The following is a 20,268-nucleotide window of genomic DNA, read 5'->3' on the forward strand; positions in this document are numbered from 1 at the left end:
ACCATGAAGAAAATTCTCGCCACTCTGGCCTTCCTCGCGGCCACCCCTGCGTTGGCTCAGGACAAGATGACTGTTCTCTTGGACTGGTTCATCAACCCCGACCACGGCCCGATCATCATCGCCGAGGAAAATGGCTATTTCGCCGAGCAAGGCCTCGAAGTTGAAGTCGTCGCACCCGCCGACCCTTCGGCCCCACCGCGCCTCGTCGCTGCGGGTCAGGCCGACCTCGCTGTCTCCTATCAGCCGCAACTGCACCTGCAAATCCACGAAGGCTTGCCCCTCAAGCGCGTCGGCACCCTGGTCGCAACGCCCCTTAACTGCCTGCTCGTCCTCGAAGACGGCCCAATCAAGGCGCTCTCGGACCTCAAAGGCAAGAAAATTGGCTTCTCGGTTGCCGGTGTGGAAGAGGCCGTGCTGCAAGCCATGCTCGAAGGCAATGGCGTGATGCTCAACGACATCGAGATGATCAACGTGAACTTCTCGCTTTCGCCCTCGCTGATGTCCGGTCAGGTTGACGCCGTCATCGGTGCCTTCCGCAACTTTGAACTCAATCAGATGGACATCGAAGGCGTGCCGGGCCGCTGTTTCTACATCGAAGAAGAAGGCGTGCCGCCCTATGACGAGCTGATCTACGTCGCCAACCCCGACCGCATGGACGCCGACAAAGTCGCCCGCTTCCTTGCCGCCACCGAAAAGGCCACCCAGTACATCGTCAACAACCCGGAAAAAAGCTGGGAGATTTTCGCATCGACCTCGACCGAACTGCAAGACGAGTTGAACGCCCGCGCATGGGTCGACACCCTGCCGCGGTTCGCCCTGCGCCCGGCAGGCTTCGACGCCGGTCGCTATTCGCGCTTTGAGCAGTTCCTCAAAGACAGCGGCATGATCCCCTCGACCAACCCTGTCGATGCGATCACGATCGACGTGACCGCAAAATGACCCGTGACTATGGCAAAGCCTTCGCGCTGATGCGCGAAGGTGCCTCGGGGTCGTGGCGGGACTATACCCGCCACGCCTTTGTCGAAGGCCTGCGCGATGGCTCGCTGCCCCGCGCAGCCTTCTTGCATTACCTGCGACAGGACTATGTCTTTCTGATCCATTTCTCCCGTGCCTGGGCGCTGGCTGTGGTGAAATCCGAGACTCATGACGAGATGCTGACCGCCGTCGGCACCGTCAACGCGCTGGTTGCCGAAGAGATGCAGCTGCACGTTGGCATCTGCGAGGCCGCAGGTATCCCGCAGGACGAATTGTTCGCCACTCCGGAACGCGCCGAAAACCTTGCCTACACCCGATTTGTCCTCGAAGCTGGGTACAGCGGAGACCTGCTCGACCTCCTCGCCGCCCTTGCGCCCTGCGTCATGGGCTACGGCGAAATAGGCGCACGACTGGGAACCGAGGCCACCTCGGACACCTACCGCGACTGGATCGACACTTACGCCAGCGACGACTACCAAACCGCGTGCAAAGCCGTCGGCACGCTGCTGGATTCGGCTCTAACACGGCGCATTGGGCCCGATTTCGAAAAATCGCCGCGTTGGAACCGCCTCTGCCAGACCTTCCAAAAAGCCACCGAGCTTGAGGTCAACTTCTGGCAAATGGGCCTCACCCCATGACCCAAGCGCCCGAGATCACTTTTGCCGGGCAGGCCACCATTGACGGCGCGACACTCTTCGCGCCGCTGACCCTGTCTTTGCGACCGGGACAATGGACCTGTCTTTTGGGTGGCTCGGGCGTTGGCAAATCCACCATCCTGCGGCTGATCGCCGACCTTGAAACAGGTGCGACATTCACCGGCACAATCTTGGCTTCAGACACTAAACCAGTCGAAAATCGCGTCGCCTATATGGCACAAGAGGACCTGCTCTTGCCATGGGCCACTGTCGCTCAGAACATCACCCTCGGCGCCCGATTGCGCGGTGAGACCCCGGACCCATCCCGTCTGGCTGACCTCCTAACCCGTGTCCGCCTGACCGACCACGCGACCAAGAAACCCGCCGAACTCTCCGGCGGTCAACGCCAGCGCGTCGCCCTCGCCCGCACCCTGATGGAAGACAAAGAGATCATCCTGCTGGACGAACCCTTTTCCGCGCTCGACGCCCAGACCCGCGCCGACATGCAGGACCTCGCTGCCGAACTCCTGCGCGGCAAAACCGTCCTGCTCGTGACCCATGATCCGGCTGAGGCCGCGCGCCTTGGCCACGCGATCGAGGTCATGTCGCCCCGTGGCCTGACCGCCTGCGCCACGCCCAGCGCCTCGGCCCCGCGTAACGTGGACGACCGCGAAACGCTGGAAACTCAGGGCGCGCTGCTGAAACTGCTCCGGGAGCAAAGCACATGACCCGCTACCTCCCCGCCCTGATCGCCACCGTCTTTGCCGTCACCGTGTGGCAAGCCATCGTCAGCATCACCGGCCTGCCAAAATTCATCCTGCCCGGCCCAGCGCTGGTGGCCGAAACATGGTGGACCAACCGCGCTGTAATCGCCGAGCACACGTTCATTACTTTTATCGAGGTCATGATCGGCCTTGTCCTCGGTGCACTCCTTGGCGCGATCACCGCAATTCAGCTCGCCACGTCACGGCTGGCCCGGATGCTGGTGCAACCGATGCTGGTGTTTACCCAGGCGCTGCCGGTCTTTGCCCTGGCTCCGATCCTGACACTCTGGCTGGGCTATGGCCTCTGGTCCAAGGTCGCCATGGCGGTACTCATCATCTATTTCCCGGTGACGTCGTCGTTTTTTGATGGCCTCATGCGCACCCCGCCCGGCTATCTGGACCTCGCCAAAACCATGCAGGCCACCCCACGCGCCGTGCTCTGGCAAATCCGCATCCCTGCTGCGCTGCCTTCGCTTGCCTCGGGCCTGCGACTGGCGGCGGTCTATGCCCCTATCGGCGCGGTGATCGGCGAATGGGTTGGTGCGTCCAAGGGACTTGGCTATCTCATGCTGCTCGCCAATGGCCGCGCCAAAACTGACCTGATGTTCGCCGCGATGCTGACCCTCGGTGTGCTGTCGATCTTGCTACACTGGGCCGTGCGCACCGCCACCGTGCGCCTGGAAGAGTCGCACTCGGGCCGCAGCCGCGCACAGTAATCACCCAAGCGTGGGCAGTGCCACGTCCAGCCCAACAAGCAAATCACCAGAGGCAACCAGCCCTGCCGCCGCCTCAAGGTCCGGCGCAAGGTAGCGGTCCTGATCCAGTGGTTTGATATCCCGTCGCATGCGGTCAATGACGTGCTGAAGCGGGGCGCTGGTCTCTAGCGGCCCCCGGAATTCCACCCCTTGCGCGGCACAAAGCAGCTCGACACCCAGAATATGGTCAAGGTTCTCCACCATCCGCGTCAGCCGCCGTGCCCCATGTGTGGCCATCGACACGTGATCCTCTTGGTTGGCCGAAGTCGGCGTCGAATCCGTCACGCATGGATTGGCCAGATGCTTGTTCTCACTCATCAACGCCGCCGTCGTCACTTCGGCAATCATCAGACCAGAGTTCAGCCCCGGCTCGGGCGTCAGGAACGGCGGCAGGTCAAAACTTAGTGTCGGGTCCACCATCATAGCAATCCGCCGTTGCGCAATCGCACCAATCTCGGACACCGCCAAGGCGATCATGTCAGCCGCAAACCCAACGGGTTCCGCGTGAAAGTTCCCCCCCGAGACGATCAGATCATCCTCGGTCAACACCAGCGGATTGTCGGTGGCCGCATTGGCCTCGATCTCCAGCGTACGCGCCGCCTGTCGGATCACATCCATCGCCGCGCCGGTCACTTGCGGCTGGCACCGGATGCAATATGGGTCCTGAACCCGCGTATCACCTTCGCGGTGGCTCTCGCGTATCTCTGATCCTGACAGGATCGCGCGCATGGCTGCTGCCGCTTCGATCTGCCCCGGTTGCCCGCGCAACGCGTGAATTTCGGCCCGCAATGGCGCAGTCGATCCCATGATCGCATCCGTCGACATCGCAGAGATCACCAGCGCGTTCTGTGCCGCGCGCCACGCCCGAAACAAGCCCGCCAAGGCCAATGCCGTGGAAAATTGCGTACCGTTGATACAGGCCAGCCCCTCTTTCGGCCCCAGCGATATCGGCTCTAACCCAGCCCGTTTCAGTGCTTCGGCTCCGGGCAGGACCTCTCCCGCGAACTCCGCCCGTCCCTCACCAATCATCGCCGCCGTCATATGTGCCAGCGGCGCCAGATCACCCGAGGCGCCAACGGACCCCTTCTCAGGCACCACAGGTGTCACCCCCCGCGCCAGCATCTCTTGCAACAACTGCGCCAGTTCCCAGCGTACACCCGACGCCCCGCGCCCAAAGCTCAACAGCTTCAGCGCCATCATCAGCCGCACAACCCGTCGATCCGTTGCCTTGCCGACACCGCAGCAATGGCTCAGGATCAGGTTGCGCTGCAATGTCGCCGTATCCTCGGGCGCAATCTTCAGGCTCGCCAGTTTCCCAAAGCCGGTGTTGACCCCATAGACTGCCGCCTCACCAGCCGCCGCCGCCACGATCCGCGCTGCGGCCTTATCCACCAGCGGCTTACATGCCGGGTCCAGCGCGCCCGCCAGATCATCACGGAAAAGCCGCTCCAGATCGGCCAGTTTTGTTTCACCGGGGACAAGCAAGACCTGCGTCACGAGAGGCACCTTTCCTGGGTTCGCTGAGTCGGAATTTCACAATTTAGGTATAACTGAATATTCATTATGTCTATACATATTAACCATCAAATCCAAATTCGTCAGTCAAATCCCTTTCCCCACCTGCCCCAGCCGACTACTGTGTGACCAAAGGCAGGCACCGACGGATCCATAAGATGAGCACAGCCAGACGCGCGGGCTACCGAGACGTCAAACAAACCATCCTGACCCGTGTACGGGACAAGACATGGCCGCTGGGCACCGTCCTGCCCGGCGAAGTCGCCCTTGCGGCAGAGTTCGGCTGCGCCCGTGCCACCATCAACCGCGCCATGCGCGAACTGGCAGACGAAGGTGTCCTGGATCGCAAACGCCGCGCTGGCACCACGGTCCTTGCCTCCCCCCTGCGCCACGCCAAGGTCGCCGTGCCCTCGGTTCGCGCCGAGATCGAGGCGACGGGCGCCACCTATCGCTACAGCCTTGTCAGCCGTGCAGAGCAACCTGCGCCGGATTGGCTGCGCGCACGGCTCTCGCTCGCGCCCAAGGCAGAGGTCGTGCACCTGCGCTGCATGCACTATGCAGACAACGCCCCCTACCAGTTCGAAGACCGCTGGATCGTGCTGGACACCGTGCCTACAGCGCTGAACGAGTCTTTTGAAACCATCGGCCCAAACGATTGGCTGATCTCGGAAATGCCGCTCACTGATATTGAGTTGGTGTTCTCCGCGGCACTGGCAGGCACTGACTATGCCGCATTCCTTGACGTTGCCCCCGAAAGCCCGGTGTTTCAGGTCGAACGTTGCACCTGGCTGAATGGCAACGCCGTCACGCTCGCCCGCATGACGCACCCCGGCAGCCATCGGCTAAGGACCGCTCTCTAGACCATGCGTAGACATTGAAACACGCACCCAGAACCCGTAAGTGCAAGGCAACAGTTACCCCCGAGGCGATAATGGCAAACTATCTGTATCAAAACGACCTGCCCGACGATCTGGACCTTGGCCCCATCGTGGCCATTGATTGCGAGACGATGGGCCTGAACCCACATCGCGACAGGCTATGCGTGATTCAGATGTCCTCGGGCGATGGCGACGCCCATCTGGTGCAGGTCGCCAAGGGCCAGACCGAGGCCCCCAACCTCTGCCGCATGCTCGAAGATCCGAACGTTCTGAAACTCTTCCACTTTGGCCGTTTCGACATTGCCGCCATGTACAATGCCTTTGGGGCAATGACCGCGCCAGTCTACTGCACCAAGATCGCCTCGAAACTGATCCGCACCTATACGGATCGTCACGGGCTCAAGAACCTGTTGCAAGAACTGCTCAGCGTCGACATCTCCAAACATCAACAAATGAGCGACTGGGGTGCCGAAACCCTGACCAACGCACAGCTGGACTATGCGGCTTCGGATGTCCTCTATCTGCACCGCCTGCGCGAAGAGCTGAACAAGCGGCTTGAACGCGAGGGCCGCACCGAAATGGCTCAGGCCTGTTTTGATTTCCTGCCCATGCGCGCGCGCCTCGACCTCACCGGCTGGCCCGAAACTGATATCTTTGCGCACTGATGGCTGACAAACCCTCATACCTCGACACCGCCCGCCGCGTGATCTCGACCGAGGCCCGTGCGCTTGACCAGCTTGGCGACGCGCTGGGGGATGAATTCGACGAGGCCGTCGAACTCATGCTCTCGGCGACGGGTCGCGTGATCATCTCGGGCATGGGCAAATCCGGCCATATCGCCCGCAAGATCGCGGCAACGCTGGCCAGCACCGGCACGCCAGCGCATTTCGTGCACCCGGCCGAAGCCTCGCACGGCGACCTTGGCATGATGGCGCAGGGCGACGTGGCGCTTGTTTTGTCGAACTCCGGCGAAACCCCGGAACTTGCCGACGTCATCGCCTATACCCGCCGCTTTTCGATCCCGATGATCGGCGTGGCCAGCCGCCCCGAATCGACGCTGCTGAAACAAAGCGACGTGGCCCTTGTCCTGCCCCGCGCAGACGAAGCCTGCGGCACCGGCATCGTACCCACCTCATCGACCACAATGACGCTCGCCCTTGGCGATGCTCTGGCTGTGGCCCTGATGGAGCATCGTCGCTTTACACCCGAACACTTCCGCGAGTTCCACCCCGGTGGCAAACTCGGCGCCCAGCTCAGCCGCGTCAGCGACCTCATGCACAAAGGTAGCGCGCTGCCGCTGGTCGCTGGCAACACCGCGATGCCCGACGTACTGATCGAGATCAGTCAAAAAGGTTTTGGCGTGGTCGGCGTCACCGACGCCAACGGTGCGCTGCGCGGCATCATCACTGACGGTGACCTGCGGCGTCATATGGAGGGGCTGCTGGACCACAAAGCCGACGAGGTCATGACAGAAAACCCAACCACCATCGACTCCGAAGCGCTGGCAGAAGAGGCTGTCTCGATCATGAACGACCGCAAAATCACCTGCCTGTTTGTCAGAAACGGCGATGATGCGGCCAAACCTCTGGGTCTCTTGCACATCCATGACTGCCTGAGGGTTGGGCTGGGCTGAAATGGCCGAACAGGGCATCACATATTCCCGCGTGGTCGCCTTTCTCAAGGTTATCCTGCCGCTCTGCGCGCTGGCGCTTTTGTCAACGCTGTTCCTGTTGTCCCGTAATATTGGCGGCGGCAGCCCGGCAGCCATCCCCTTTGCAAAGGTCGATTTGGAACAGCGCGCGCGCGAACAACAAATTACCGCACCGTTCTTTTCCGGCAAAACCTCCGAAGGCCATCTGGTGCGCTTCACAGCAGAGCGCGCGCTGCCCGATATTGATGACCAAAAGGTATCCAAGGCCGAAAAGATGGACGCCAGGATTGATTTGACAGACGGCTCCCGCATCACCTTTTCCTCTGATGTGGCACAAGTTGACAGCAACGCACATACGGCGACATTGCTTGGCGGCGTCCTGATCACCAGCTCCAACGGCTTCACCATTCGCACGGACGAGTTGACGTCAGCCATGCGGGAACTCTATGCCCACTCTCCCGGTCGGGTGACCGGAACGGGCCCAGCAGGGGACTTGGAAGCTGGTGAGATGGTGATTTCGCAACCGGAAGGCGCCGAAGATGCGACTTTGTTTTTCACAAACGGCGTGAAACTGATATACACGCCCGTGAAGTGATTGAGGCTAATCGTGAAACTGCTAAAATTATCTGCTCTGGTCCTCGCTTTTTCGGCACCTGTCATGGCCTTTGCGCAAGGCTTTCAAATCTCGTTCGGAAGCCTGCAACAGGACACCGACGAGCCTGTTGAAATTACCGCCGACGCGCTGTCGTTGAACCAGACTGATGGCACCGCCGAATTCAAAGGCAACGTGGTCATCATCCAGGGCACCATGCGCATGAGTGCTCCTGTGGTCACCGTCTTTTATGACGAAGAAACCGGTGGCATTGCCCGGCTTGAGGCCGACAAACGCGTGCTTCTGGTCAAGGACGGCGATGCCGCAGAGGCGGACAAAGCTGACTATGAGATTGAAAAAGGCATCGTGGTGATGACCGGGGATGTCCTGCTGACCCAGGGCAGCAACACAATGAATTCGAACAAGCTGACAGCCAACCTTAGCGACGGCACGGCCGAGCTGGAAGGACGCGTGAAAACCATCCTGAAGTCCGGAGGCAACTGATGGTCAAACCGGAACTCACCGTGACCGAAGGCAACAGCGGCCTGCAGGTCAAAAACCTCCGCAAAAGCTATCGCAAGCGTGTGGTAATCCGTGACTTCAGCATGGAGCTGAATCGCGGCGAGGTGGTAGGCCTGCTAGGCCCCAACGGGTCGGGCAAAACCACAACATTTTATGCCGTCGCCGGCCTGATCATGCCCGAAGGCGGCAGCGTCACAATCGACGGGCGCGACGCCACGCGCCTGCCGATGTATCGACGGGCCAAACTGGGCATTGGTTACCTGCCGCAGGAGATGTCGATCTTTCGTGGCCTCAGCGTCGAAGACAACATCATGGCGATCCTCGACATCACCGAGAAAGACCGCCACAAACGCCGCGAACGTCTCGAGGAACTGCTGTCCGAGTTTTCCATCGAACACCTGCGGCGTGCGCCTGCACTCGCACTCTCCGGTGGAGAGCGGCGTCGCGTGGAAATTGCGCGCTGCCTTGCCGCGAACCCAAAATACCTTCTGCTGGATGAACCCTTTGCCGGGGTAGATCCGATCTCGGTTGGCGATATCCGCCATCTGGTCTCGGACCTGCGAAACCGGGGTATTGGTGTGCTGATCACCGATCACAACGTGCGGGAAACGCTCGAAATTGTGGACCGCGCCTATATCCTGCATGATGGCAAGGTGCTGATGTCAGGTACGCCCGAAGACGTGGTCGAAAATGAAAATGTGCGTCGCGTCTACCTGGGCGAGAACTTCAAGATCTCCTGACTACAGCGCTCTTGGCCCAACAGGTTTTTGCGCAAGGAAACGCCGAAACTTGATCTGAAATCATTGACACCCCCGGCAACCTGTCCTCAAATATAGTCATGACATTTCTGGATTCTGCTCTGGTGACCTGCGCAGCCTTTCCAACAAGGCCCGGTCTCGGACAAGCATCGGAAATGTCCAACTTCAGCATTCGAACTTAACTCTGCCAAGGCGTGCTTTTCCACGCCCGTAGTCCCGGTTCGACATGTCATCGCAAAGGAGACAGGATGCGCTACCAAATCACCGGAAAACATATCGACATTGGCGATGCCCTTCAGACCCACGTGAAGGACGAGCTTGGTGCCGTTGTCGGCAAATACGCCGAGCGCCCGACCGACGCCAACATCATTTTTTCCAAAAGCGCACATGAATATGTATGCGAGGCCACGGTCCACCTTTCGACCGGTCTGACCGCCCAGGCCAAAGCGCATGCCACCGAAATCTATGCCGCGTTCGACGATTGCAGCCAAAAAATGGAGAAACAGCTGCGTCGTTACAAGCGTCGTCTCAAGGACCATCACCGTGAACGTTCAGAACCGGTTGAACTCTTCGGCGCGTCCTCTTATATCCTCGCCTCAGAAGGGGAGACCGATAAGGCTGAGCCCGAGTCGCTGCAGCCAATGATCATCGCCGAGATGGAGTCCAAGATCCCGTCTCTGAGCGTTGGTGAAGCTGTGATGCAAATGGAACTTGCTGGCGCGCCGGTTTTGGTCTTCCGGAACGAGGGAAAAGACGGATTGAATGTGGTCTATCGCCGTGATGACGGCAATATCGGCTGGATCGATCCCAAAGCATAATTTGGCAGAGCCCACGGGCCTCTGTCTGGAGATACAGGCAAGATGGACCTATCTACGATCCTGAAGCCAGAGGCGGTCAAAGTTGTTTCGGCCGCCTCCAGCAAGAAACGTTTGCTTCATGCCGTCGGCGATCTCGCCGAGTCGGCCTATGATCTCGACGCCAATCGTGTGGTCGAGGCGCTGATCGAGCGCGAAAACCTCGGGCCGACCGGGGTTGGCCACGGTGTGGCCTTGCCGCATGCCCGGCTTGAGTCTGTGGACTCGGTTCTGGGGGCGTTTATCCTACTGGAAAAGCCAGTAGATTTTAACGCGGTCGACCGTCAGCCGGTTGATATTGCCTTTGCGCTGTTCGCTCCGGAAGAGGCTGGCGTTGAACATCTCAAGGCACTGGCACTGGTGTCTCGTACTCTGCGTGACACGTCACTTTGCTCCAAGCTTCGCGCCAATCAGGACGCATCAACGCTCTATTCGATCCTGACCGAAGCACAGAGCGTTCAGGCGGCTTGAACCGTCGCCTGATCCGGGCTCAGGCCCAGGTCTGAAATCCAAAATTCAGAAAGTCCCGCTGGTATGTTTCGCGAGCCAGCGACTCTAATTCGTCGTCATAGATGGCTGACAGAGGGTGGGGCATGTCCTCGGGCGCATCTGTCGGGCCGGGCGCCTCCGCATAGCCAACCTGCGTCGCCAGCGCGGGCAGGTAGCTCTCCATTTCATCCTCGCGCACGATCATGTCCGGCAATGCCAGGTCGCAAAACCCTTTCAGCGTTTCCACCTGGCTGGCCCAATGCGGATCGATTCTTATGCTTGTCTGCCCTGCCAGATTTGACTTGAGAAACCGCAGAAACGCCACAAAGGCCGTGCGATGCGCCGCGATATCGTAGTCCTTGAACACCCCTTGCGGCGGCAAGGGCAGCTTGTAGACCTTGCGCAGTGTTTTGTGGAGCTGCGCGTAGCTGTCCGGGCCGTCCGCCAGAATCTTGGTGCAAAACGCATGATGCGCACGGGCCAGCGGGTGGCGCACCACGGTGAACGAACGATTGCCTGCACAGGCGCGGCGCCACTGCCGCAGCGTTTTCTGATTGTGCTTGCGTGGCAGATCATCTGCGGCAACGCCGTCCAACCCCGCCAACCAGTTCAGCACCTCGTCTTCCGGCCCTGACCGGATCGGCATATACAACAACGCAGCCTCGGCCCCGGTCACATAGGTTGGCACTGCTGCCCCCCTCCGGGGTTCAAAATTCGGCGTGCGGGTCAGGTTGAAACGATCCAGGTCCGCCAGCGCCAACGAGATTTCACCGGCATTCTCAACCTTGTCTGAAATCGCGCTGGGGTTTTGCCGTTTGAGCGAGGAATCCAGCGCCTCCAGCCCCTCATCCAGCCCCAGGAACCGGGCCAGACCGTTCATCACCTTGAGATCCTGCAGATCCTCATAGGCCACATAAAACGCGGTTTGCCCAGAGTGCTGCAAAGCGCCCATCAGCTTGACCTGAAACTCTTGCAGGGCTTCGACATGGGCACGAAATTCTGGCCCGTCAAACCGCACTTTGCCCACATCCTTGCGACGGCGCACGTCGGTCAACTTCCACTGCCCGGTCGATCGCGCGATCTTGAGCGACACATAGCTTTCGATGGGGTTGCGGGTCAGGATGATCTTGGCGCACCGCGGATCGCTCAGCACCGTGTCCAGAACGCGCGGGTCGTGGTCGTGAAAAAACCGAAACCCACGCAGATCTCCACCCGGAGATTTGATCGCGTTTATCAATTCAAAAGGATGCTCGGTACGCGTTTCCAGTGACACACTCAGAATCTCGGTCTTGTTCGGATAGCCGATGAAATGCGGATTGAACGCCTCTCCATGACAAGACACCCCAGGCATCGCATTCAGGTTGGCCTCAAGAAAATTCGAGCCCGTGCGCATATCGGCAAAAACAACAAAATAATCAAACGGCTCGGTCATCGCACTCTACTGCACCAAATAGGGTTTTCGTGGGGGTTTCTTTTGGTTCGGCCCGGCCTGGCTGACCGGGAAATCCCCCATCAGATAGGGGTGCATCCCCTGGTTCTTGAGATTCTGCAAAAACTGGCCAAAGCCCGTCAGGTCCGCCATTTTCGGTGCTTCGCTCAACCGACGCAGCGAATGCTGGCCCATCTCGTCGATAACCGATTGCAGAGGTTCCATCGGGGCCTCGATGAACTCGGCCATGGTCCAGATACGAATGCGCGCCTTGGTGTAGGGCGAGCGCAGGGCGTCCAGCTGATCGCTTTCCAGTTTCTGCAACCGGGCCGCCTCTTGTCTGAGGTCCGTGAAATTGCTGTTGGACTTGAACAACGGAACCGCCCAGGCCCCGGTCACCACCGAGATCTGCGCGTTGGGGTCCTTGGCCAGGAACCACAAGGGGGCTTCTTCGTCTTCGGGACCCAGTTGAAAGCACTGACGTTCGCCGCGGGTGTTCCAGATCAGGCTCGCCAGAAAGGCAATCGGGTTATAATCACGGCTGGCGGCACTGTCTGACAGCGCCCCGTTGATCACCCTCTGACCGTCTGCGAATTCGGCATGGACAGGGTGGAACAGGCGCCCATGCACCTGTGTCCCCGAGGCCTTGGCCAACCAGGGTTCAAAATCCTCGAAAACGTCCGTGAAACCCTGAAAGACCGAGTATCGACCGCTGGTCACACCATTCTCCCAACCATCGTTGGGAAAGCGGCTCTGCATGAACAACCCCGGTCGCCCGCGCGTCCGCCGCTCGACTGCTTTGGCAAAGATGCGGTCAATCTTGGCCGGGTTGGGCTCGGCCATTTTAACCGTCTCGCCGGTCTCTGACAGAAAGGCGTTGTACAGCTTCGTCGCATGCGGCCAGAACTTGCGCGCCACAAAGCAATCGGACCGCCGCAACAATTGCAGGTGGTCGTCGTAAAAAATATGCGGCTTGCCCTGAAAATCGAACTTCGACAGGGTCAGTGACCGGCTTTCGATGCTCGTCGAATAAAGCCGCGCCAGAGTCTGAAAATAGCTCTCGTCCGGAATCCACACCTTTTTAAAGTAGGCGTCATAGGTTTCGCGCTCGGGGTCGTCCAGAATGGCCGACAGGGTCTGGCGGGTCAGGCACCACCATTGCGACCCCATATGCGGCACGATCCCAGGCGGTATCCGGCGCCTGAAGCCAATGAACCGCTGCAATTCAACATAGGAATCAAACAGCTTGCGCTGCTTCTTCCACGAGAAGGGGAACCGCAGCGTGAACCGCTCTTCACTCAGCCCTCCAACGGTCCAGGGCACATCTGCGGTGGTCGCGCTTTCAATGAAATCGGTGCGCGGGCGCGCAGCCAGGTAATCAATCAGCTCGTTGACCGGTCGCAAGGGCACGCAGGAGCCGGACGAAAGATAGACGTGACGCACCTCGGGAAATTCTCGCAGGATCAGTTCCGAGGCCGATTGCGCCGCTGCGACCAGCCCCCAGGTGCCCCAGTCGCACTTGTGACGCGCGCAAAAGCGGACCGTGGGCACATCGCTCAGCGCCTTGACGAACTTCGCATAGGTCTGACGTCCCACGGCAGCGTCTACGTGAATCACCACGGGGCACCCAGCCGCTGACCAATGGCGCACCACCTGTTCAGCGCGATCCAGCGCCGTGTGCACAAGCATGGCGATCCCGACACTCATGCCCAGTTCCCCTTGGACATCAGGCCGAGAATCTCAAGCTGCCGCCAATTGATGTATTTCTCCGACCACTTGCACCACAGCTCGGGATCATCCTTTAGCGCCTGCGCATAGGCGATGTATTCCACGCTGGCCGCATAGTGCTGCTTGCGGTGCAACTCTTCTGCCGCCTTTTCGGTAAAGGTATCCAGAAACTTGGTGTGCAGCAAAATGCCCGAGGCCTTTTCGCCGCCCCATTCATCGTAAACCTGATTGAGACCGCGCGGCAGCAGCATGTGCGTGGAGCTCACATAGGCATAGCGCCGGTTCCACTTGACCAGCGGAATCTTGTTCAGCGCCGGGCCCTTTTTCGGCTCATCAGGAAAGAAGACGCGTGAGCGTGGGCCACCCTGTATCCAGAGGTTCCCAAACAGCTTGTTGCGATCCATGGTGTAGTTGCCCGAGTCAAACCAACTCGCGATCTCCAGGGGGTTTTGCCCTGACTGATACGGCTGTTCGTCGATCCGCCCCTTGGGGTACATGTCCAGGAGCATCGCGCTAAAGGACTTGATCGACGACGCATCCAACCAGTCGGTCAGGGCACGCAAAGGCCGTGTATCGCAAAACGGATAGATCAGGAACTCGTCCGGATCGACGGTCAGGCACCAGTGCCCATGGGCGTACCGCAGCTGCAGCCAGTTCAGCCAATCCACTCCGAACCGCGACCGTTTATAGCTTTTTCGGCTGTGCCAGACCGAAACATCCGGTTGCTCGGCCAGATACTCTAACGACCCGTCATTGCTGTCATTGTCCACGATCAGGAAATGATTGATCCCCTGCTCGCGGTAGTACTTTAGAAAGAATGGCAGCCGCACATGCTCGTTTCGCAACGTCGAAAACAGCAGCAGGTCATCTTTCTTGATTGCCTTGGTCCGGTCCGCGATCGAGCGCAATTCACGCCGCTTTCGGATGGCTCTCACAAGCCACCTGCGCCGTTGCAGTCTCAGACGATATGACGTCCAGATGCCCAATTTGCCCCCTTCACGTCCTGACGTGGTTTCTGCCGAGTCGGGCCTTGGGCTATCACACCAACTTTAAGACGGTGTTGAAATGTGCCTCCCAGGTTGGCGGCGAATACTGCATCCGCGTCCTGGGTGTGCCTTTGCCTCTGGCTTGCTCCTGCCGTGTCAGGTCAATGATTGCCGTTTTCCATGCATAACTGTCTGACACGCCTACGTAAATGGGAATATCTCCCAAGATTTCCCGAAAAACGGGTAGGTCACTGCACAGAACCGGCACCCCCACCGCTGCGGCCTCGGCTGGTGGCAGTCCAAAGCCTTCGGCACGGGATGGAAACAGTGATGCACAGCAATGCGCGGTCAGGGCGCGTAACGCGTCATCTGCCAGATCGTTGAACTCATGCAGAAAACGCCCCTTCAACGGGCTTTGGTCCAGCCGCGGAAACAAAGCCTCACCCATCCAGCCCCGACGGCCGCATATGACCAGATGCGGCATGTCGGCTTCGGGAATCTCCTCGGCCAGACGCTCCCAGATGTCCAGGATCATGCCATGCTGCTTGCGTGGCTCGATGGTGCCCAACATCAGAAAATAGGGTTTTGCCACCTCCGGCGGCGCGGGATTGTCTCTGATTTGGAAAAAAACCGGCTCCACGCCCAAATGAACAGCCTCGATCCTCGGAACCGCTCCAAGGGGCTCGATATGCCGGTGAATATCCTCTGCCGAAACTCGCGAGTTGGTCAGGATCAGATCCGCATAGGCCTGCACCCGCCCAAGGATTTTCGTAAGTTTCAGCCGCGCTGACGGGGTTTGCAAGTCGGGAAAGTCCAGCGGGATCGTGTCGTGCAGGAACACCGCAACCCTGCCTCCGGGCAGCGCCTTGACCGCCTTCAACACCCGCGCCGACAGATTGGTCTGGTCCACATTTACATAGGTCGTGCCCTCGGGCAGATGCCGCCGCAGCAGTCGCTCCAACCCGCTAGGTCGACACCGGGCAAGCCGCAGCCTCCGACACTCAGCTTCCACCACCTGACTGTGCGTAGACGCTTTGCGTCGCAGCCGGGACACCCAATCCGGCGCACCCCAGGGCACCGCCCCGTCCAACCTTTGCAACAGCGCTTTGACACCGACCTGATCCAGCAGGACATATCCCAGAGATGACCGGTAGAGACCGTAGACAGGCACAGGATCCCGACACAACGCCCATAAATAGGCAAGACACACCCGATCCACCCCGGAAGGCCGCCTACCATGCAACGACACAACGCGGGTCAACTCCAGCAAGCGTGCCGCAGGCGGGTGGGAACGCGTCTCGGTGTTCACGGCTGTGACGTCCTCCCTATGTCCTGAGTGGTTCCTGTCCTTAGAAGGCGTTCGAGATGGCGAACCCTGAGGCAACCAAGGCGACAATCGCCTGCGCCGGTTTCAGGGCGGATTCCGTGGCCACCACGACGTCACCGGGCTGTATCTTGAACTTGCTGGCCCCAAACAGACCATCCGCCGAAGCCAGATCGACGACAAAGATCACATATTCCTTTGACGGGCCCTTGCCGTCGCTGCGGATGTGCTTGGTATCAAACTCGCGCAGGATCAGGATGCCTTGCGGGTTGGCCCGATCGTCCGTCAGCCCACCCATGAGGGTCAACGCCTCCATCGCAGTGATGTCTTCGCGATCAAAGTAGATCACCTGCTCCCGCTGCACTGATCCAATTCCGGTGAAGTGCCGCTCATCCTTGTCGATGATGATCTGGTCGCCACCGCGCAGCGTGATGTTGCGTCGGGCGTCCGAAAACAGCACCGAGGCCGGGATGGTATAGGTTTGCCCATTGCGGATCAGCTTGACCACCGGGCTCTCGATGTTCGGCGAGACACCACCCCCACGGGACAGGGCGGACAGTACCGTGTGGTTGCGGTCCGGCAAAGGCACCGGTCCGGGCGTTACCATGCCCGACACCAGATAGGCCGTGTTGGCAACACCCTCGCGAACCGAAAGCTGCACCTGCACCGAGGGCGCCACACCCGACACCTTTTTCTGGATCAGTTCCCGCGCCTGCTGCGCCGTCAAACCAGCAACTTTGACATGCTCTGCATAGGGCACGTACACCGTGCCCGACGGTGACACCTCAAGATTATTGACCTTTGTCGACCGCTCCAGGTCTGACGTCAGCAACGAGTTGTCCGAGCTGTCCCACAGCGTCAGATCAATCGCATCACCGGCGGCAATAATGTTATAGGCCGGCCCGCGCTGGGTCTGGGGCCAATGGTAATGCCCGTGCCACCCGGTCGAAGGCCAGGTGTTGAACCGTTTCACGCTGTTGCGGGTGACTTCCTCGACCGCAATGTTCTGTGCGGCATCGTCAAACTCATCGCCGGACAGAATCTCGGACTTTACCGGCGCGCCACGCGGAAGGCTGCACGCTGCCACCAAAAACAACGCAGCACAAAAGGCCATCATGATCCTGAGTTTCTGCATTTTGGTTTTGGCTGCCCCGAGTGAATTGGCCGCAATCTACCCGGTCTTCCTTGGTGAAAACAATCGATTTTTGACCCACTGCGCGGTTTACGACAGTCGCTCATTTTATTGGCAACACTCGTTGCAGCAGACCGCCAAGCCGGGCAGACCCTGCGCTTCGGCGTCATCGAATTAACCGATTGTTAACGTCTTGAAGCGATTCGAGGGTCAGACCTCACACAAGGCCTTCGAAACCCAGACACTTTGGTTTAAACTGTCCCCAGGTTGGCGAACTTTGCAAGACGCTCAAAAGAAACCCTCACCTGCAATTCCAGCAGGCTAACTGGAACAAGACCCGTCCATGCTCTTTTCGCTGCTGACCTCTTTGAACCGCGCGCAGAAAAGCTGGGTGTTCCTTGCGCTCGATCTGATCTGGGTAGTGCTGGCTTTTGTGCTTGCTCAGTATCTGACCAATGTCAGTCGCATCCCTTCGCCCGAGTTCTGGCACAACGCATGGTATCTACTCATACTTCTGCCGGTCTCGGCAACTCTGATCGGCCTTCTCGGTTTACACAGGGTCAAACTGAACGCTTATGGCATTCACGACGCGATCACCACAGCAGGTATGGCGCTTGTCCTGGGAGTTGTTGGCGTGGTCTTGGGTTATTTACCGGGCTTAACCCCGGCGCTTGCACCCAAAGTTCTTGCCGTGATGAGCCTGTTGTTTCTGGTGCTTTCCGTCTCTAGCCGTATCGCGGCGCTCAATCTGGTTCTCTACGTTCTGCGAAGAAAGCAAATCCGCAAACGCGTTATGATCTACGGCGCCGGGCAAACCGGACAGCAACTCGCCGCGGCCCTCAAAACCGACGACACGTTCGAAGCGGCGTGCTTTCTGGACGACAACATTGCGCTTCAAAAGACGCGCATAGACGGCCTTCGCGTTTATGCACCATTGCACGTGAATACCCTTGTCGAGCGGCTCTATATCGACCGTATTGTGCTTGCCATGCCATCAACCAGCCGCGCGGTTCGGGTGCGTATCGCCCACGAGCTCGAAGGGGTCGGCTGCGAGGTGCGCACCCTGCCCTCTTTCGCGGAAATGGTTCTCAGCAGCAACGAAGCCCGCGTTGCCACGCCGGTCAAAACCTCGGCATTACTGGGCCGCACGGCAATGGAAGACATCCTGCCGTCTTCCACGGATGTCTACGAAGGCAAAAACCTGCTTGTGACCGGGGCCGGGGGGTCCATCGGCGCAGAGCTTTGTCGGCAATTGTTGCACCTCAAACCTGCGCGGCTCGTACTTCTCGATCATAGCGAGCTGGCCCTCTACACGGTCATGCAGGAGATTTCCGAAACCACAGGTTTCACCGAACTCAAAGCGGTTCTCGGATCGATCAACGACATGGAACTGGTAATCGACGTGCTGACCTCCAACGACGTCGACATTGTCTTTCATGCCGCGGCCTACAAACACTTGCCTCTCGTTGAAACCAACGCGCTCGAAGGGCTGCGCAACAACATCCTCGGCACGCGCACAGTGGCCGAGGCCGCAAGACAAGCGGCGGTCGACCGGTTTGTCCTTGTTTCGTCAGACAAGGCCGTGCGCCCCACAAGCATCATGGGCGCGTCCAAGCGCATGGCCGAACTGGTCGTACAGGATCTGGCCACCCGCAGCGATCACACCCGTTTTGCCATGGTGCGCTTTGGCAATGTTCTTGGATCATCCGGCTCTGTCATTCCGCTGTTCCAGGACCAGATTCGCCATGGCGGACCACTCACCGTGACCCATCCCGATGTCACCCGCTACTTCATGACCGTGACCGAAGCTGTCAGCCTGATGCTCCTGGCAGGAACCTTTGCCCGCGGGGGGGATGTCTTTGTGCTCGACATGGGTCAGCCCGTACGCATCGTCGATATCGCGCGCAAACTGGTCGAGGGCGCAGGTTACAGCCTGCGTGATGAAAACACACCGGACGGTGACATCGCGATCACCTTTACCGGCTTGCGCCCCGGCGAAAAAATGCACGAAGAGCTGCTGATCGGCTCGGACATGCTGACCACGCCCCATCCCAAAATCTTACGGGCACAGGAAAACACGCTTTCCGAGATCGAGATCGCCAACGCGCTGCAGGACTTGCGCCGCGCAATTGAGACCCGTGATGTGGACGCCGCAACCTCGACCCTCAGCAAGTGGGTCGAGGACTACCGGAGCGGCGACATCGACACAAACGTCGTCGCCTGAGCGCACGCTCCTCAACAGTTGTAATAGTCGCGATACCACTCCACGAACCGGCGCACACCTTCTTTGACATCCGTTTGCGGGCGCGCACCGGTCAGATGTTGCAACAGGTCAGCCGCCGCCCATGTCGCAGGAACATCTCCCGGCTGCATCGGCATGAAATTCTTCTGCGCTTTCTGCCCAATGGCCTCCTCAACAGCCTCCACAAAGGTCATCAGCTGCACTGGTTCTCCATTGCCGATGTTCACCACCCTCCAGGGCGCCACTGTGCTGATACTGTCCGCCACGGGCGCATCATCATTGCGTCCTTCGACCTGTGGCGGCACGGCTTTGACCAGATCGGCGATCCCGGCGACAAGGTCATCGATATAGGTAAAGTCCCGGCTCATATCGCCGTGGTTGTAGATATCAATCGGTGCCCCTTCGAGAATGGCCTTGGTGAACTTGAACAGCGCCATATCCGGGCGTCCCCAGGGGCCATAGACCGTGAAAAACCGGAACATTGTGATCGGCAGTTTGTAGAGATGCGCATAAGAATGGGCCATCGCCTCATTGGCCTTTTTTGTGGCCGCATAAAACGACATCTGGCTGTCTGCCTTATGCGTCTCGGCATAGGGCATCTCGGTATTTGCACCATAGGCCGAGGACGTTGACGCCAACAGCATATGTTCCGGCGGATAGGCTCTGCCAGCTTCAAGAATCTCGAACGTCCCGACAAGGTTCGACTCGACATAAGAGCGCGGCGCATCAATCGAATAACGCACCCCTGCCTGCGCCGCGAGGTGGATTACCACGTCCGGCCGATGCGTCTCAAACAGCGACATCACCAACCCGGGCTCTTCCAGTCGCCCGATCACCGGTGTGAAGTTTTCAGAAGCGGCCAGAATCTCGTGGCGTTTCTCTTTCAGGCTGACATCGTAGTAATCTGTCAGGGCATCCAGACCGACCACCGTCCAGCCATCCTCCAGCAGCCGCTTTGCCGTGTGAAAGCCGATGAATCCAGCAGTCCCGGTAACAAGTGCTGTGCGCGTGGCAGTCTTCATGAAAATCTCCGATAAAT

The 20,268-nt window shown here is 59.3% G+C and carries 20 protein-coding genes; 13 read left to right on the top strand and 7 right to left on the bottom strand.

The features are described 5' to 3' along the window. Window positions 1-3 precede the first annotated feature (3 nt). Genes EK369_RS06855 through EK369_RS06870 form a run of 4 tightly spaced genes read left to right on the top strand, consistent with a single transcriptional unit; the run spans window position 4 to window position 3,090 of the window. Complete coding sequence (locus EK369_RS06855; protein ID WP_127112951.1) at window positions 4-939, top strand: ABC transporter substrate-binding protein; 936 nt, start codon at window positions 4-6, stop codon at window positions 937-939. Beyond that, window positions 936-1,613, top strand: coding sequence for a thiaminase II (gene tenA, locus EK369_RS06860; protein ID WP_127112952.1), 678 nt, complete (start codon window positions 936-938; stop codon window positions 1,611-1,613). Before EK369_RS06855 ends, tenA begins: the two co-directional genes overlap by 4 nt. Further along, a complete protein-coding gene (locus EK369_RS06865) occupies window positions 1,610-2,338 on the top strand; it encodes an ABC transporter ATP-binding protein (RefSeq protein WP_127112953.1) in 729 nt (242 codons plus the stop codon). Before tenA ends, EK369_RS06865 begins: the two co-directional genes overlap by 4 nt. Beyond that, entirely contained in the window at window positions 2,335-3,090 is a 756-nt protein-coding gene (locus tag EK369_RS06870) for an ABC transporter permease (RefSeq protein WP_127112954.1), read from the top strand. Before EK369_RS06865 ends, EK369_RS06870 begins: the two co-directional genes overlap by 4 nt. On the opposite strand, the gene hutH is transcribed toward EK369_RS06870, so the two are convergent. Beyond that, window positions 3,091-4,626 (bottom strand): histidine ammonia-lyase, encoded by a 1,536-nt coding sequence (gene hutH / locus EK369_RS06875; protein WP_127112955.1) that lies wholly within the window; start codon window positions 4,624-4,626, stop codon window positions 3,091-3,093. Window positions 4,627-4,802: 176 nt separating this feature from the next. On the opposite strand from hutH, the gene hutC reads away from it, so the two are divergent. The 8 genes from hutC to EK369_RS06915 all read left to right on the top strand — a co-directional run bounded on the left by hutC (window position 4,803) and on the right by EK369_RS06915 (window position 10,370). Continuing rightward, a complete protein-coding gene (gene hutC, locus EK369_RS06880; protein ID WP_127112956.1) occupies window positions 4,803-5,504 on the top strand; it encodes a histidine utilization transcriptional repressor HutC in 702 nt (233 codons plus the stop codon). Window positions 5,505-5,575: 71 nt separating this feature from the next. Beyond that, window positions 5,576-6,187 (top strand): ribonuclease D, encoded by a 612-nt coding sequence (locus tag EK369_RS06885; protein WP_127112957.1) that lies wholly within the window; start codon window positions 5,576-5,578, stop codon window positions 6,185-6,187. Beyond that, window positions 6,187-7,155 carry a KpsF/GutQ family sugar-phosphate isomerase gene (locus EK369_RS06890; protein WP_127112958.1) on the top strand — a complete coding sequence of 323 codons (969 nt, stop codon included), beginning with the start codon at window positions 6,187-6,189 and terminating at the stop codon, window positions 7,153-7,155. Before EK369_RS06885 ends, EK369_RS06890 begins: the two co-directional genes overlap by 1 nt. After that, complete coding sequence (locus EK369_RS06895; RefSeq protein ID WP_127112959.1) at window positions 7,142-7,768, top strand: LPS export ABC transporter periplasmic protein LptC; 627 nt, start codon at window positions 7,142-7,144, stop codon at window positions 7,766-7,768. The genes EK369_RS06890 and EK369_RS06895 overlap by 14 nt, the downstream gene beginning before the upstream one ends. 12 nt (window positions 7,769-7,780) lie before the next feature. Further along, entirely contained in the window at window positions 7,781-8,269 is a 489-nt protein-coding gene (gene lptA / locus EK369_RS06900; protein ID WP_306461208.1) for a lipopolysaccharide transport periplasmic protein LptA, read from the top strand. Then, window positions 8,269-9,027 carry an LPS export ABC transporter ATP-binding protein gene (gene lptB, locus EK369_RS06905; RefSeq protein ID WP_127112960.1) on the top strand — a complete coding sequence of 253 codons (759 nt, stop codon included), beginning with the start codon at window positions 8,269-8,271 and terminating at the stop codon, window positions 9,025-9,027. The genes lptA and lptB overlap by 1 nt, the downstream gene beginning before the upstream one ends. A gap of 266 nt (window positions 9,028-9,293) precedes the next feature. Then, entirely contained in the window at window positions 9,294-9,863 is a 570-nt protein-coding gene (gene hpf, locus EK369_RS06910) for a ribosome hibernation-promoting factor, HPF/YfiA family (RefSeq protein WP_127112961.1), read from the top strand. Window positions 9,864-9,905: 42 nt separating this feature from the next. After that, complete coding sequence (locus tag EK369_RS06915; protein WP_127112962.1) at window positions 9,906-10,370, top strand: PTS sugar transporter subunit IIA; 465 nt, start codon at window positions 9,906-9,908, stop codon at window positions 10,368-10,370. A 19-nt stretch (window positions 10,371-10,389) separates the two neighbouring features. Here the strand turns inward: EK369_RS06915 and EK369_RS06920 are convergent, their stop codons facing one another. From EK369_RS06920 to EK369_RS06940, 5 genes are read right to left on the bottom strand one after another with little or no spacing between them, the layout of a single operon-like run. Continuing rightward, entirely contained in the window at window positions 10,390-11,820 is a 1,431-nt protein-coding gene (locus EK369_RS06920) for a sulfotransferase family 2 domain-containing protein (RefSeq protein WP_127112963.1), read from the bottom strand. Window positions 11,821-11,826: 6 nt separating this feature from the next. Beyond that, complete coding sequence (locus EK369_RS06925; protein ID WP_127112964.1) at window positions 11,827-13,524, bottom strand: DUF5927 domain-containing protein; 1,698 nt, start codon at window positions 13,522-13,524, stop codon at window positions 11,827-11,829. Then, complete coding sequence (locus EK369_RS06930; RefSeq protein ID WP_127112965.1) at window positions 13,521-14,531, bottom strand: glycosyltransferase family 2 protein; 1,011 nt, start codon at window positions 14,529-14,531, stop codon at window positions 13,521-13,523. Before EK369_RS06930 ends, EK369_RS06925 begins: the two co-directional genes overlap by 4 nt. A gap of 52 nt (window positions 14,532-14,583) precedes the next feature. Further along, entirely contained in the window at window positions 14,584-15,840 is a 1,257-nt protein-coding gene (locus tag EK369_RS06935) for a glycosyltransferase family 4 protein (protein WP_127112966.1), read from the bottom strand. Between the two features lie 40 nt (window positions 15,841-15,880). Then, window positions 15,881-16,990: a polysaccharide biosynthesis/export family protein gene (locus EK369_RS06940; RefSeq protein WP_127112967.1), complete on the bottom strand. Its 1,110-nt coding sequence runs from the start codon at window positions 16,988-16,990 to the stop codon at window positions 15,881-15,883. A 340-nt stretch (window positions 16,991-17,330) separates the two neighbouring features. On the opposite strand from EK369_RS06940, the gene EK369_RS06945 reads away from it, so the two are divergent. Continuing rightward, window positions 17,331-19,211, top strand: coding sequence for a polysaccharide biosynthesis protein (locus EK369_RS06945; RefSeq protein WP_127112968.1), 1,881 nt, complete (start codon window positions 17,331-17,333; stop codon window positions 19,209-19,211). Between the two features lie 11 nt (window positions 19,212-19,222). Here EK369_RS06945 and EK369_RS06950 read toward each other — a convergent pair whose 3' ends face one another. Further along, window positions 19,223-20,251 (bottom strand): NAD-dependent epimerase/dehydratase family protein, encoded by a 1,029-nt coding sequence (locus tag EK369_RS06950; protein ID WP_127112969.1) that lies wholly within the window; start codon window positions 20,249-20,251, stop codon window positions 19,223-19,225. Window positions 20,252-20,268 lie beyond the last annotated feature (17 nt).

It is taken from the genome of Shimia sediminis (assembly GCF_003990645.1).
In the GTDB taxonomy this organism is placed as follows: Bacteria; Pseudomonadota; Alphaproteobacteria; order Rhodobacterales; family Rhodobacteraceae; genus Shimia; species Shimia sediminis.